General features: G+C 66.2%; 13 protein-coding genes. 8 read left to right on the top strand and 5 right to left on the bottom strand.

The genetic code is table 11. The annotated features are described in order from the left end of the window. Nucleotides 1-84 precede the first annotated feature (84 nt). Entirely contained in the window at nucleotides 85-741 is a 657-nt protein-coding gene (gene pyrE / locus ACJMKZ_RS09955; RefSeq protein WP_405233031.1) for an orotate phosphoribosyltransferase, read from the bottom strand. A gap of 74 nt (nucleotides 742-815) precedes the next feature. Here pyrE and ACJMKZ_RS09960 point away from each other — a divergent pair, with 74 nt between their 5' ends. Both ACJMKZ_RS09960 and ACJMKZ_RS09965 read left to right on the top strand, forming a co-directional pair. Next, nucleotides 816-1,652, top strand: a complete 837-nt coding sequence (locus tag ACJMKZ_RS09960; RefSeq protein WP_405233032.1) for an exodeoxyribonuclease III — start codon at nucleotides 816-818, stop codon at nucleotides 1,650-1,652. Further along, nucleotides 1,642-3,015, top strand: a complete 1,374-nt coding sequence (locus tag ACJMKZ_RS09965) for an AmpG family muropeptide MFS transporter (RefSeq protein ID WP_405233033.1) — start codon at nucleotides 1,642-1,644, stop codon at nucleotides 3,013-3,015. The genes ACJMKZ_RS09960 and ACJMKZ_RS09965 overlap by 11 nt, the downstream gene beginning before the upstream one ends. A gap of 34 nt (nucleotides 3,016-3,049) precedes the next feature. On the opposite strand, the gene ACJMKZ_RS09970 is transcribed toward ACJMKZ_RS09965, so the two are convergent. Then, nucleotides 3,050-3,907, bottom strand: coding sequence for a LytR/AlgR family response regulator transcription factor (locus ACJMKZ_RS09970; protein ID WP_405233034.1), 858 nt, complete (start codon nucleotides 3,905-3,907; stop codon nucleotides 3,050-3,052). A gap of 198 nt (nucleotides 3,908-4,105) precedes the next feature. On the opposite strand from ACJMKZ_RS09970, the gene ACJMKZ_RS09975 reads away from it, so the two are divergent. Beyond that, a complete protein-coding gene (locus tag ACJMKZ_RS09975; protein ID WP_405233035.1) occupies nucleotides 4,106-5,335 on the top strand; it encodes an acyltransferase family protein in 1,230 nt (409 codons plus the stop codon). Nucleotides 5,336-5,355: 20 nt separating this feature from the next. Here ACJMKZ_RS09975 and ACJMKZ_RS09980 read toward each other — a convergent pair whose 3' ends face one another. Next, on the bottom strand, nucleotides 5,356-5,772 hold the full coding sequence (locus ACJMKZ_RS09980) for a nuclear transport factor 2 family protein (protein ID WP_405233036.1): 417 nt from the start codon (nucleotides 5,770-5,772) through the stop codon (nucleotides 5,356-5,358). Between the two features lie 45 nt (nucleotides 5,773-5,817). On the opposite strand from ACJMKZ_RS09980, the gene ACJMKZ_RS09985 reads away from it, so the two are divergent. After that, nucleotides 5,818-6,189, top strand: coding sequence for a Rieske (2Fe-2S) protein (locus tag ACJMKZ_RS09985; RefSeq protein WP_405233037.1), 372 nt, complete (start codon nucleotides 5,818-5,820; stop codon nucleotides 6,187-6,189). Here ACJMKZ_RS09985 and ACJMKZ_RS09990 read toward each other — a convergent pair. Further along, on the bottom strand, nucleotides 6,177-6,461 hold the full coding sequence (locus tag ACJMKZ_RS09990; protein WP_405233038.1) for a DUF6763 family protein: 285 nt from the start codon (nucleotides 6,459-6,461) through the stop codon (nucleotides 6,177-6,179). The genes ACJMKZ_RS09985 and ACJMKZ_RS09990 overlap by 13 nt on opposite strands. Before the next feature lie 132 nt (nucleotides 6,462-6,593). Between ACJMKZ_RS09990 and ACJMKZ_RS09995 the strand changes: the two genes are divergently transcribed. Further along, complete coding sequence (locus ACJMKZ_RS09995) at nucleotides 6,594-7,214, top strand: MarC family protein (protein WP_405233039.1); 621 nt, start codon at nucleotides 6,594-6,596, stop codon at nucleotides 7,212-7,214. A gap of 16 nt (nucleotides 7,215-7,230) precedes the next feature. Here ACJMKZ_RS09995 and trmB read toward each other — a convergent pair whose 3' ends face one another. Continuing rightward, nucleotides 7,231-7,920 carry a tRNA (guanosine(46)-N7)-methyltransferase TrmB gene (gene trmB / locus ACJMKZ_RS10000; protein ID WP_405233040.1) on the bottom strand — a complete coding sequence of 230 codons (690 nt, stop codon included), beginning with the start codon at nucleotides 7,918-7,920 and terminating at the stop codon, nucleotides 7,231-7,233. Nucleotides 7,921-8,041: 121 nt separating this feature from the next. Between trmB and ACJMKZ_RS10005 the strand changes: the two genes are divergently transcribed. From ACJMKZ_RS10005 to doeA, 3 genes are all read left to right on the top strand, one after another. Then, on the top strand, nucleotides 8,042-9,619 hold the full coding sequence (locus ACJMKZ_RS10005; RefSeq protein ID WP_405233041.1) for a DUF4397 domain-containing protein: 1,578 nt from the start codon (nucleotides 8,042-8,044) through the stop codon (nucleotides 9,617-9,619). Between the two features lie 171 nt (nucleotides 9,620-9,790). Continuing rightward, a complete protein-coding gene (locus ACJMKZ_RS10010) occupies nucleotides 9,791-11,074 on the top strand; it encodes an aspartate aminotransferase family protein (RefSeq protein ID WP_405233042.1) in 1,284 nt (427 codons plus the stop codon). Further along, nucleotides 11,071-12,336, top strand: coding sequence for an ectoine hydrolase (gene doeA, locus ACJMKZ_RS10015; RefSeq protein ID WP_405233043.1), 1,266 nt, complete (start codon nucleotides 11,071-11,073; stop codon nucleotides 12,334-12,336). Before ACJMKZ_RS10010 ends, doeA begins: the two co-directional genes overlap by 4 nt. Nucleotides 12,337-12,395 lie beyond the last annotated feature (59 nt).

Below are 12,395 nucleotides of genomic sequence, written 5' to 3' on the forward strand. Positions count from 1 at the left end.
TTACATATTATCGTGCCGAGACCGGACCGGAACTGGTTCGCGGTTTTGGCACATCCCTGACCGGCCGCTGCGGGCGGTTCCCTGTCAGCTCTGATCCGGTTCTACACCATACTGGCGCTGGTAGTCCATGACTGCGCGCAGGTGCTTGCGCTGACCCGGCGTCTCCTCGAGATGGGTGATCAGGTCCGACAGCGTGATGAGGCTCAGCACCGGTACCTTCAGCACGCGCTCCACCTCCTGCACGGCGGAGCGCTCGCCCGTGCCGCGCTCCTGGCGGTCCAGCGAGATCACCACGCCCGCGAGCGTCGCCCCGCTGTCGCGGATGATCTCGACCGCCTCGCGGATGGCCGTGCCCGCCGTGATGACGTCGTCCACGATGAGCACCCGGCCCTCCAGCGGCGCGCCGATGGTGTTGCCGCCCTCGCCGTGGCTCTTCGCTTCCTTGCGGTTGAAGCAGTAGGGCACGTCGATGTCGTGGTGCTCGGCCAGCGCCGCGGCCGCCAGCGTGGCCAGCGGGATACCCTTGTAGGCGGGCCCGAACAGCAGGTCGAACTCCACGTCCGAGTTCGCGATAGCCGAGGCGTAGCAGCGCCCCAGCTTGGCCGCGGCATAGCCGGTGTTGAACAGGCCGGCATTGAAGAAATACGGGCTCATTCGGCCGGACTTCAGCTTGAAAGAGCCGAACTTCAGCACTTCCAGCTCGAGCGCCAGCTCAAGGAATTCTCTCTGCCAGGACCGCATACTGCCTTCCCCGGAGGGGCTCTTGATATCATTCGCGCCGTGCCGGCGGGGTCTCTGCGACCCTGCCTCCAAGTATGACACAGCCGGGGCGGCCGCTGCCGCGCCGGCGCGCCGACGGGAGTGATGCATTGTTCCGGGTCATGAGTCTGAATGCCAACGGTATCCGCGCCGCCGCGAGGAAGGGTTTCTTCGACTGGCTGCCGCGGCGCAACCCGGACGTCGTCTGCATCCAGGAGACCAAGGCCCAGCTGCACCAGCTGGAGGACGAGGTGTTCCACCCGGCCGGCTATCACTGTTACTACGAGGACGCCGAGAAGAAAGGTTACAGCGGTGTTGCGATCTACTCGCGCCACGAGCCGAAGCGCATCGTCCGCGGCCTCGGCATCGAGGAGTTCGACCGCGAGGGCCGCTACCTCGAAGTGCAGCTCGAGGGCGTGGCGGTGGCTTCGGTGTACCTGCCGTCCGGCTCCTCCGGCGACGAGCGCCAGGCGGCAAAGTACCGCTTCCTGGATCACTTCCTGCCCCACCTGCAACGCCTCCGGCGCCGGCGCAATGAATACATCCTGTGCGGCGACTGGAACATCGCCCACCGGGAGATCGACCTCAGGAACTGGCGCTCCAACCGGAAGAACTCCGGCTTCCTGCCCGAGGAGCGGGCCTGGCTCGACCACGTGTTCGACCGGGTGAAACTGGTCGACGCGTTCCGGGTGGTGAACCCCAACGAGGGCGAGTACACCTGGTGGTCGAACCGGGGACGGGCCTGGGAGAAGAACGTGGGGTGGCGCATCGACTATCACGTGATCACCCCCGGGCTCGCGCCGCGCATCCGCCAGGCCGACGTCTACCGGGAGGAGCGCTTCTCCGACCACGCCCCGCTGACCATCGACTACGAGCTGGATCTTGCCGGCTGAGCGCGAGTCCGCCGCCGACGTGCCGGGCCGCCATGCGCCGGGCACCGGCTGGCGCGACTCCGCCGCCGCCTACCTCAGGCCGCGGGTCGTCGCCATGCTGTTCCTCGGCTTCTCGGCCGGGCTGCCGTTCCTGCTGGTGTTCTCCACGCTGGGGGCCTGGCTGACCCAGGCGGGCACCAGCCGCACGGCCATCGGCTATTTCGCCTGGATCGGCATCACCTATTCGGTGAAATTCCTGTGGTCGCCGCTGATCGACCGGCTGTCCATCCCCGTCGCGACGCGGCTCCTGGGCAAGCGGCGCAGCTGGATGCTGGCCGGCCAGATCGGCATCGCGGCGGGCCTCGTCGGCATGGCATTCACCGACCCGGCGGTGAACCTCACGCAGATGGCCTGGCTCGCCCTGCTGGTCGCCTTTTCCTCGGCCACCCAGGACGTCTCCATCGACGCCTGGCGCATCGAGGCCGTGGACGAGCGCATGCAGGGCCCGATGGCCGGCGCCTACCAGACGGGCTACCGGCTCGCCCTGCTGGCCTCCGGCGCCGGCGCGCTGTTCATCGCGAGTGACGCCTCGTGGCCGGCCGCCTACCTGACCATGGCCGCGCTGGTGGGAGTGGGTATCGTCACGGTGCTCGCCATCGGCGAGCCGGAGGTGGACCCGGAGGTGGTGCGTGCGCGCGAGCGGGATTACCTGGAGACGATCGCCCGGATGGTGCCGGAGACGCGCAGCATGGGCGCGGCCGGGCGCTGGTTCTTCGGCGCCGTGGTCTGCCCGTTCCTCGACTTCTTCAGGAAGGCCGGCCTGTTCAGCCTGGTGATCCTGGCATTCATCTCCGTTTACCGCATCAGCGACCTCGTCATGGGCAGCATGGCCAACCCCTTCTACCTGGACCTCGGCTTCACGCTGGAGCAGATCGCGGCCATCGCCAAGGTCTTCGGCATCGGCATGACCATACTGGGTGCGGCCATCGGCGGCGCGCTGGTGGTGCGCTACGGCGCCGTGAAGATGCTGTTGCCCGGCGCGGTGCTGGTGTCGGTGACCAACCTGCTGTTCGCCTGGCTCGCCACACTCGGGCCGGAGCTGGGCATGCTGGTGGTCACGATCTCGGCGGACAACCTCTCGGCGGGATTCGCGGGTTCCGTGTTCATCGCCTACCTGTCGAACCTCACCAGCCCGGGCTACACCGCCACCCAGTACGCCCTGTTCTCCTCGCTCATGACCCTGCTGGGCAAGTTCCTGAGCGGTTTCTCGGGCATCGTCGTCGATACCTGGGACTACCCGGCGTTCTTCCTTTATGCAGCGGTGATGGGCGTACCGGCCATCGTGCTGGCGATCGTCATCGCGAGGCGTGAGCGTCGCACGTAGGAGGGCCTACAGGCCCGACGCTCAGGCCCAACCATCAGGCCGGATCCACCTGTGTCTCGCCGATCAGCTGATCCCGCAGCTCCTTGCGATAGCGCCGGCTCACCGGGACGGTGTCGCCGGTCACCAGTTCCAGTTCCCCGTCGCCACTCTCGAGTGGCACGATACCTGCGATGCGATCCAGATTGACTACCGCGCTGCGGTGTACACGCCGGAAACCCCGGGCAGCAAGCCGTTCGGCGATGTGGGTCATCGTCTCCCGCAGCGGATAGACCCGTTTGCCCACATGAAGGTTGACGTAGTTGCCGCTCCCTTCGATCCAGTCGATGTCTCCGACGCGGACGAGAAACTCCCTGCCCAGCTTCTTCACGAGGAAGCGATCCGTGACCGGCAGCGCTTGCGACTCCTCCGGGCCCTCGGCTACGAATCCCGCTTCGCCTTGCAGCCGCCGCAGGATGAAGCGATACAGGTAGAGGAGTATCAGGAGTAGCGCGTAGGCGCGAAAGTCCTTGAGATATTCGTAGCCGAACTCGGCCCACCAATTGTCCCAGCGGTAGCTCTCGCCGTTATCGACCGCGCGATAGATGGCGACACGGGCCCAGTACATGAGGCTGACGTGAAGGAGCGAGAAAACCACCGAGAATCCTGCGTGGGCGGCCAGTGCCGGCAGCCAGTTTCCGGGACGTATCGGCACGAGGCGATCGAACAGGAGCACGAGCGGTATCAGCGTTGCGACCGCCGCGTGGCTCGTAGCCTCCCAGACGAGAAGCTCCCAGCCCCGATCAGGGAGTCCCAGGCGCGCGCTGTCGTAAAGCACGATGCCCAGGTTGGCGCAGAACATGACGAGTATGGCGAGCGCCCAGAGCCCCACCTCCCAATAGCGTCGCTGTGCCATGTAGCGTTCAAGGGTCACGGTCACCATTGTCCGGTAAAAGCCTGCGCAATCCCATGGCCACGCCCGGGGTGGCCCCCGCCGTTCGTCCCCGCCATCCGCCGTTCGTCACAAAATCGGGTCGGATCGTCACTCCCGTCTCCTGTTTGCCCCGGCGTCGTCGCACCCTTATCCCGCTTTCTGATTCACGAGGAGTCCGGCATGTCCAGCAATGACCATGGCGCAGTCGTTCCCGCAGCGCGTCTCGCCCGTCGCCACGACGTCGATGCCTTACGGGTCCTGGCCTTCAGTCTTCTGATCATCTACCACGTCGGCATGTTCTACGTGGCCGACTGGAACTGGCACGTGAAGTCCGGTTACCAGGCGGAGGGGTTGCAATTGCCGATGATGTTCGTCAATCAGTGGCGTATGCCGCTGATTTTCCTGATATCCGGACTGGCACTCAGTTTCGTCTGGGGTAAATACTCGCCATTGCGTCTTGCCCGAAGGCGACTCTGGCGCCTGGGGCTGCCGCTGGCCTTCGGCATGGCCGTGATCGTCGCGCCCCAGGCCTATCTCGAGGCGGTCTCGAAGGGAGCCATCGAACCCGGTTTCTGGCGCTTCATGGGCATGTATCTGACGTTCGGTGATGTCCCGGCCGAGGCGTACGAGGGCGCTGCCGAAATCACCTGGACGTGGAATCATCTGTGGTACCTGCCCTATCTGCTGTTCTACACGCTCCTGTTACTGCCGATCGCCATACTGCTCGACGGGCCGGGCCGGAAACTGGTTCGCGGCTTCCGAGGCCTGCGCGGCATCTGGGTGATCGTGATACCGGTTCTGCCGCTGATCGGCCTGGGCTACCTGGTATTCCCCCGATTCCCCTATGTCAGCCATGCGCTGATCGACGACGGTTACGCCCACGTGATGTACGGGACGTATTTTCTGTACGGTTTCCTGCTAGGCCGGGATAGCGGCATCTGGATGGAGCTTGCCAGGCTTCGTCGCGTGAACCTGCTGCTGGGGCTGATCCTGTTCCCCACTTTCCATGTCGTCGCCAATGCCTTCGACGGGGATACCGAGCGTGGGTTGTTCCCGATCGCGCTCTCCGTCACCTATCTGAATCGTTGGGTATGGATCGCCGCCATACTCGGCTGGGGGCATGCATGGCTCAATCGGCCCATGCGATGGCTTCCGTATGCGACCGAGGCCGTCTACCCCTGGTATATCCTCCACCAAACCATCACGGTGATCGCGGGCTACCGCCTTTCGAAACTGGATCTGGGTCCGGTCGTCGAGCCGATGCTGCTGCTCGCGGTGACGGTCGCCGGCTGCTATGTGCTCCACGAGTTCGTGATCCGTCGCTCGGTTCTGCTGCGGCCGTTGTTCGGGCTGGTGACAAGGAATCCGAGACAGCTGCCATCGCCGGGAGGCGTGGCAGATCGGGCCTGAAGGCCCTCCTACATGACCGGTCAGTGCGTGCGGCGGCTGGCGGTGGGCGGCGTGCCGTTCGACGGGCGCTGCGAGGGCGAGCCGTGGTGCAGCACCATCCGCCAGCCGTCGGTCGTGAGGCGGTAGGCGTTGGTGGCGATCACCGGCGTCGTGCCTCCGCCCTGCACCTCGAAGTGTTCCTTCACCACGTGCAGCGCGGCCTCCTGCCAGTTGCTGCGATGCAGCTGCTCGCTCAGGATGCGGGTGGGCCCCATGTTGCGGAATATCTGCTCCCAGCTGCGGATGATGGCGTCGTAGCCGGTCAGCGGCGCGCTCAGCGGGTGGATGCAGGTGACATCGGAGTCCCTGCACCAGATCTCGCGCATGGCCTCCAGGTCGCAGAACGAGAACGCGCGATAGAATGCGGCTTCGGCATCGTCGGCGGTAGGGAATCCCATGCAGACAGTCCGATGGATGGTTCAACGGCCCAGCATAACGGCCCGATGAGCCCAAGAGAAGTCAGGAAGGAGGTCTGCCGGCTCGACGAGCTGGCGGATCCGGGCAGCCGCGGCTTCTCGGTGGGAGGGGGCGACTGGCCGTTCAGGGGGTTCGTGGTGCGCCGCGGCGACGAGGTCTGGGCCTACCGGAACTACTGCGTGCATGCCGGCCACCCGCTGGACTGGCAGCCGCACCGGTTCCTCACCGGGGACGGCGGTCATATCATCTGTGCGTCACACGGTGCGACGTTCGAGCTGGACAGCGGGGTGTGTGTGGCGGGTCCGTGCCCGGGCAAGTCGCTGTACCGCCTGCCGGTGGAGGTGGAGCAGGGGTGCGTCGTGGTCACCGTGCCGGATCCGGCCGCTCACTCCACGTAATCCAGACTCCCCAGCCAGTCCCTCCGCCCGGCGCCCTCGCCTTCGGCCTCGTCGTCGTCGAAGTCCATGTCCAGGGAGCCGGACGTGTCTTCCGGCGGGTCGACGGGCTCCAGGATGAGATCCGGCCAGGTCTCCAGGTCGATCTCCCCAAGGGTGCCATCGAAGTACTGGATCTCCAGCGTGCCGTCGGCATCGTCGATGGCGACGATCTCGAACAGTCTGCCGTTCGGCCGGCGGTACCAGTGGCCGATGGCAGGGAATTCGGTAGCCATGTCGTGCAACCTCCACCGCTGCCTTGTATGATCGCGCCTCTCCGGGGAAGGCGCCCTCTCACACGATACCTGAATCATACTCAGACCATTCCGGCGGCGCTGCAATCAGGATGGTCCACAAGGCGCGCAGGCGTGATCGAGCAGCTGCTCAAGAATTTCGTGGTCATGTTCGTCGTCATCGAGCCGGTGACGCTGATACCCGTGTTCGGCGCGCTGACGCGCGGCGGCGCGCCCGGATTCCGGCGGCGCATGGCGGTGAAGGCGGTGAGCATCTCCGCGCTCATCTTCCTCGGTTTCGCACTGGCCGGCGAACAGCTGCTGAAGATACTCGGCATCAGCGTCGATGCGTTCCGCATCGGCGGCGGCCTCCTGCTGTTCATGGTCTCGGTAGACATGGTGTTCGCCAGGGAATCCGGACTGCGTTCGGCCACCATCCGTGAGCAGGAGGAGGCCCGCTACCGGGACGACATCTCCGTATTCCCGCTGGCGTTCCCGCTGATCGCCGGCCCCGGCGCGCTGGCCACCCTGCTGCTGCTCCTGGGTGACGCGGAGGACGACATCGTGAGCGTCGCCCTGCTGTTGGCGGTGGTGTTCGTCGTGCTGGCCATCACCCTGGTGATGATGCTGCTCACCAATCCCATCATGCGCGTCCTGGGCGTGACCGGAGCCAACGTGGTCAGCCGGCTGCTCGGCGTGGTGCTGGTGGCGCTCGCCGTCCAGTACGTGGTGGACGGCATACTGGCCTTCGTCTAGCGTCCGGCGTCGCCCGCTACCGCAGCCGGTATATCCAATCGCAGATTCCGTGGCCGAGCCGCAGGCCGCGGTGCTCGAACTTCGTACGCGGCCGGGCGAGCGGACGGTCGCCCTCGTGCTCGCGCCGCTCCACAAGCTCGAAACGCTGGTCGGTGGCCACTACCTCGTCGATGTGCTCGGCATAGCTGGCCCAGTCGGTGGCGATGTGCAGCGTGCCGCCGGGCGCGAGCACCCGGGCGGCGAGATCCAGGAAGCGGGGCGCGACGATACGCCGTTTGTGGTGGCGCTTCTTCGGCCACGGGTCCGGGAAGTAGAGGTTCAGACGCGCGATGCTGCCCTCCGGTATCGCTTCCATGATCTCGAGCGCATCGCCGCACAGGAGCCGCAGGTTGTCGATGCCGCGGCGCTCGATGCCGAGCAGGCAGTGCCCGATGCCCGGCTCGTGTACCTCGATGCCGTAGTAGCGTGTCTCGGGGTCGTCCTCCGCCTGGTCGAGCAGGCTCTCGCCGTTGCCGAAGCCCACCTCCAGCACCAGACGCGCGCCGCCGCGGAAGGCTGCAGCGACGGCGGCCGGCTCTTCGGCGTCGATGCCGTAGCGAGGCCAGAGTTCCCGCCAGGCCCGCTCCTGCGCCCGGGTCATGCGTCCGGCCCGCCGCACGAAGCTGCGCACCTTCCGTTCCGGCTGTGTATCTGCTCTGTTGCTCATGTCTTCCCGCATCCTGCCTGCGGATGTCCATATTTTGTCAAACACGCTTCGGCATCGGCTTGTTACGGCCATGTCGAATCTCCCTGCGCAACGTATCTCAGTCATCTCAGGGAGAGAAACAATGAGAAAGACTACTGCAACGGCCTCCTTGCTGGCAGCAGCGTTCCTGCTGGCCGGCTGCGAGGGAGACGACGGTACCGACGGCGTCGACGGCCAGGACGGATTCAATTCGCTCGTGGCCACCCGGGAAATCCCGAAGGGCGATGCCGACTGCCCCGGCGGCGGTCTCGCGCTGGACAGCGGCCTCGATACGAACCGCAACGACGAGCTGGACCCCTCCGAGGTCACGGCGACGGAGCTGCTGGAATGCGCAACCGCCCCCCAGCTGCGCGCACTGCACGCCTCGCCCGATGCGCCGGCAGTGAATATCCTCGTGAATGGTCAGGCTGCGCTCAGCGAAGTGGACTATACGGAGGGTTCGGGCTTCCTGCCGGTGGCGGAGACCACCACCGTCCAGGTGGAGGCGATCATCCCCGGCGGTAACGCAATTGTGATCGACGAGACGCTGGAACTCGACTTCGCCACCGACTACACGGTCATCGCCGTCGGCGACGTGGCCGCTCCCATTGGGCCGCTGGTGATCGCGAATCCCACCGACCAGCCCCTGACCCCGGGCAGCTTCTTCGCCCAGGTCGTGCATGCTGCGCCGGATGCACCGCCGGTCGACGTCTACGTGACGACGCCGGGCGCAAATCTCGCCGCCAGCGCGCCGATCGCCGCGACGCCGCTGGCCTACCAGGACGTGAGCGACCGCCTGGAGGTGCCTGCCGGTACTTATCAGGTCCGCGTCACGCTGGCGGGCGACCCGGGGACGGTCGTGTTCGATTCCGGTGAACTGGATGTCGCCGCGGATGCGGAGCTTCTGATCGCCGCGGTGGAGAACACGGGTCCGGGCGCCACGCCCATTCAGCTCGTCGTGCTGGACGGCACCGGTGCCGCCGACCTGCCGGACGCGAACACGCCGGCGGCGGTGACCGCGGTGCACGCGTCGCCGGATGCCCCGCCGGTGGACATCCTGGCGGATGACACCTCCACCGCCAACGACGAGGCGCTGCCCCTCGCAGTGGACTATGCGTTCACCGAGTTCTGCGAGATCGGCGCGGTCCCGGCCCCGGGCGAGTACACCGTGAGCGTCGTTGCGAACGCCGACAACTCCGTGGTAGCCACGGACTTCCCGTTCACCGCCGAGCAGGGCGCCGAGGCGACCGCCATCGTGACAGGATTCCTGTCTTCCGGCACGCCGGCCATCCAGCCGCTGGCGCTCGCCACCGACACGCGCAGCGTGATCACGGAGGCGAAGCTGCGGGTGATCCACGGCTCGCCGAGCACCGGCGACGTGGACCTGTATCTGCTGGCGGACGGCACGGACCTGAACGACGCTTCGGTCACGCCGAGTTTCGCTGACGTCCCCTTCGGCGCGGACACCGGCATCCTGTCCATCGCGCCCGGCATCTACGACGTCTACGTGACGCCGGCCGGTGACAAGAGCGTGGTGGCCATCGAGATCCCGGACGCCACGTTCAGCGGCGGCGAGGTGATCGACGTGATCGCCCGCGACCCCGCCACCGACGGCAGCGAAGGCGCGCTGCCGCTGCCGCTGGTCATCGACTACGCGGCGGTGCCGGCCTGCGCCACCTGAGGCACGGCTGCAAGGGACGCTGACAGGTCAGGGACGACCCCGCGGCCCCCGGAGCTTCGCTCCGGGGGCCGTTTTCTTTTTCAGCGGCGGATGGTCCAGGCGCGACGCGACCGATTTCAAAGGCCGCCCCGCGAATGCTATGGTGGCGCGATAACCAACAGGGAGAAGCAGATGGAAGTTTTCGAGAGATGGGAGTCGGATATCCGCGGCTATTGCCGCACCTACCCGACGGTATTCAAGTCCGCCTCCAACGCGCGGCAGGTGGACGAGAACGGCAAGTCCTACATCGACTTCTTCGCCGGCGCCGGGGTGCTGAACTTCGGCCATAACAACCCGAACATGAAGCAGGCGCTGATCGACTACATCCAGTCCGACGGCGTCGCCCACAGCCTCGATCTCTACACCACCGCCAAGCGGAACTTCATCGAGAAATTCGTCGGCACCATCCTCGAGCCGCGGGGCTGGGACTACAAGCTGCAGTTCATGGGCCCCACCGGCACCAACGCGGTGGAGCTCGCCCTGAAGCTCGCGCGCAAGGTAACGGGCCGGCGCAGCGTGGTGGCCTACACCCACGGTTTTCACGGCATGACGCTGGGCTCGCTGGCCTGCACGTCGAACTCCTACTTCCGCAACGCGGCCGGCGTGCCGCTGGAGCACGTGGTGCACCAGCCCTTCGGCTGCCGGAAGACCTGCCTGGGCTGCGAACTCGGCTGCGGCCTGGAGTCCGTGGACCGGCTGCGGGCCCTGTTCGAGAACCCCTCCAGCGGCTGGGAGCCGCCGGCCGCCTTCCTGGTGGAGGCCATCCAGGCCGAGGGCGGCGTGAAGGTGGCCAGCCGGGAATGGCTGCAGGCCACCCAGCAGCTGGCTAAGGATCTCGGTGCCCTGTTCATCATCGACGACATCCAGGCGGGCTGCGGGCGCACCGGAAATTACTTCAGCTTCGACGGCATGGGCCTGGACCCGGACATCATCACGCTGGCGAAAGGCATCGGCGGCTTCGGCACGCCGCTGGCGATGAACCTGGCCAAGCCGGAACACGACAAGCACTGGAAGCCGGGCGAGCACACGGGCACCTTCCGCGGCCAGGGCCTGTCCTTCGTTGCCGGCGTCGAGGGCCTGAAGTACTTCGACGACGACAGGTTCCTCAAAGAGGTGCGCGAGAAGGGCAAGCACATCCGCGATCACGTGGAGAAGCTCTGCGCCTCGCTGAAGGGCACCACGATGCAGGCCCGGGGCGAGGGCATGATGCAGGCGCTCGACACCGGCGACCCGGAGCTCGCGAAGGCCATCACGGCCAAGTGCTTCGAGGCCGGGCTGATCATCACCCAGTGCGGCGTCGGCGGTCGGGTCCTGAAGATCATCCCGCCGCTCACGATCCCGCAGGAAGACCTGCAGGAGGGCCTGGACATCCTTTCCGAGGCCGTGGCGCAGACCGTGGAGGTGAAGGCCGCATGAGACAGCGCGACGATATGACGTTCCCGTTCGAGGAGTACGAACGCCGTCTGAGGGAACTGCGCGAGCGTATGCAGGCACGCCTCCTGGACGCGGTGGTCATCACCGACCCGGAGAACCTGATGTACCTCACGGACTATCAGACCACCGGGTACTCGTTCTTCCAGGCGCTGGTGGTCCCGCTCGAGGACGAGCCGTTCATGATCACCCGGGGCATGGAAGAGTCGAACATCCATGCCCGCACCTGGGTGGAGCGCACGCGGCCCTATCCCGATACCGGCGACGCAATCCAGATGCTGGTGGAGTCTCTGCGCGAGTTCGGGCTGAACGGCAAGGACATCGGCTACGAGCGAAACAGCTATTTCTTCCCGGCCTATCATCAGGACAGCATCCACACCACGTTCACGGACGGACGGCTGCTGGACTGCTTCGGCATCGTGGAGCAGGGCCGCATCACAAAGTCCGGATACGAGATCGAGGTGATGAAGAAGGCCGCTGCCGCCACGGAGGCCGGCATGCAGGCCGGTTACGAGGCGGTCGAGGCGGGTGCCACCGAGAACGAGATCGGCGCGGCCGTCTCGGCTGCCATGTTCCGGGCAGGCGGCGAGCCGCCGGCGGTGATGCCCTACGTGACGTCCGGACCGCGCACCATGATCGGCCACGCCACCTGGGAAGGCCGCACGGTGCAGCCGGGCGAGCACGTGTTCCTGGAGGTCGGCGGCTGCTACCGGCGCTACCACACGGCGATGATGCGCACGGTGCTGCTCGGCGACATGACGGCGTCGCTGCTGCAGGCGCAGGAACGCATGAAGCTCGCGCTGCGCGAGGTGAAGAACATCATCCGGCCGGGCCTGACGGTGTCCGACGCGGACAACCTGATCCGCGCCATCATCCAGGACAACCAGGTGGGTGCCAACCTCATCACGCGCTCGGGCTACTCCATCGGCATTGCCTTCCCGCCGAGCTGGGACGAGGGCTACATCTGCAGCCTGCGTCAGGGCAGCAGCACCATCCTGGAAGAGGGTATGTGCTTCCACATCATCCCCTGGATGTGGGGCGTGGACGGCGACAAGACCGTGGGCATTTCCGACACCATCTACGTCACAGACAAGAGCTGCCAGTCGTTCTTCACCCTCGACCAGGACTTCATCGTCAAGGGCGAACAGACGCTGATGGGCAAGCGCGTCGGCTCCAGCGACAAGCTGATCGCCATTCCCGCGCGCGACGATCCCGACAAGTCCGGTACGTCCGACAAGGTGTCCTGAGCGTCGCCCGGACTCGTCTGCCCATACCCGACTACCCATACCCGTCTACCCATATCCGC

Source organism: Lentisalinibacter salinarum (assembly GCF_040706555.1).
Taxonomy (GTDB): Bacteria; Pseudomonadota; Gammaproteobacteria; order Steroidobacterales; family Woeseiaceae; genus Lentisalinibacter; species Lentisalinibacter salinarum.

Bases quoted from the DNA above. Each gene is read 5' to 3' on its own strand.
- pyrE (WP_405233031.1), bottom strand. From the start codon at position 741: ATGCGGTCCTGGCAGAGAGAATTCCTTGAGCTGGCGCTCGAGCTGGAA.
- ACJMKZ_RS09960 (WP_405233032.1), top strand. From the start codon at position 816: ATGACACAGCCGGGGCGGCCGCTGCCGCGCCGGCGCGCCGACGGGAGT.
- ACJMKZ_RS09970 (WP_405233034.1), bottom strand. From the start codon at position 3,907: ATGGCACAGCGACGCTATTGGGAGGTGGGGCTCTGGGCGCTCGCCATA.
- ACJMKZ_RS09975 (WP_405233035.1), top strand. From the start codon at position 4,106: ATGTCCAGCAATGACCATGGCGCAGTCGTTCCCGCAGCGCGTCTCGCC.
- ACJMKZ_RS09980 (WP_405233036.1), bottom strand. From the start codon at position 5,772: ATGGGATTCCCTACCGCCGACGATGCCGAAGCCGCATTCTATCGCGCG.
- ACJMKZ_RS09985 (WP_405233037.1), top strand. From the start codon at position 5,818: ATGAGCCCAAGAGAAGTCAGGAAGGAGGTCTGCCGGCTCGACGAGCTG.
- ACJMKZ_RS09990 (WP_405233038.1), bottom strand. From the start codon at position 6,461: ATGGCTACCGAATTCCCTGCCATCGGCCACTGGTACCGCCGGCCGAAC.
- trmB (WP_405233040.1), bottom strand. From the start codon at position 7,920: ATGAGCAACAGAGCAGATACACAGCCGGAACGGAAGGTGCGCAGCTTC.
- ACJMKZ_RS10005 (WP_405233041.1), top strand. From the start codon at position 8,042: ATGAGAAAGACTACTGCAACGGCCTCCTTGCTGGCAGCAGCGTTCCTG.
- ACJMKZ_RS10010 (WP_405233042.1), top strand. From the start codon at position 9,791: ATGGAAGTTTTCGAGAGATGGGAGTCGGATATCCGCGGCTATTGCCGC.
- doeA (WP_405233043.1), top strand. From the start codon at position 11,071: ATGAGACAGCGCGACGATATGACGTTCCCGTTCGAGGAGTACGAACGC.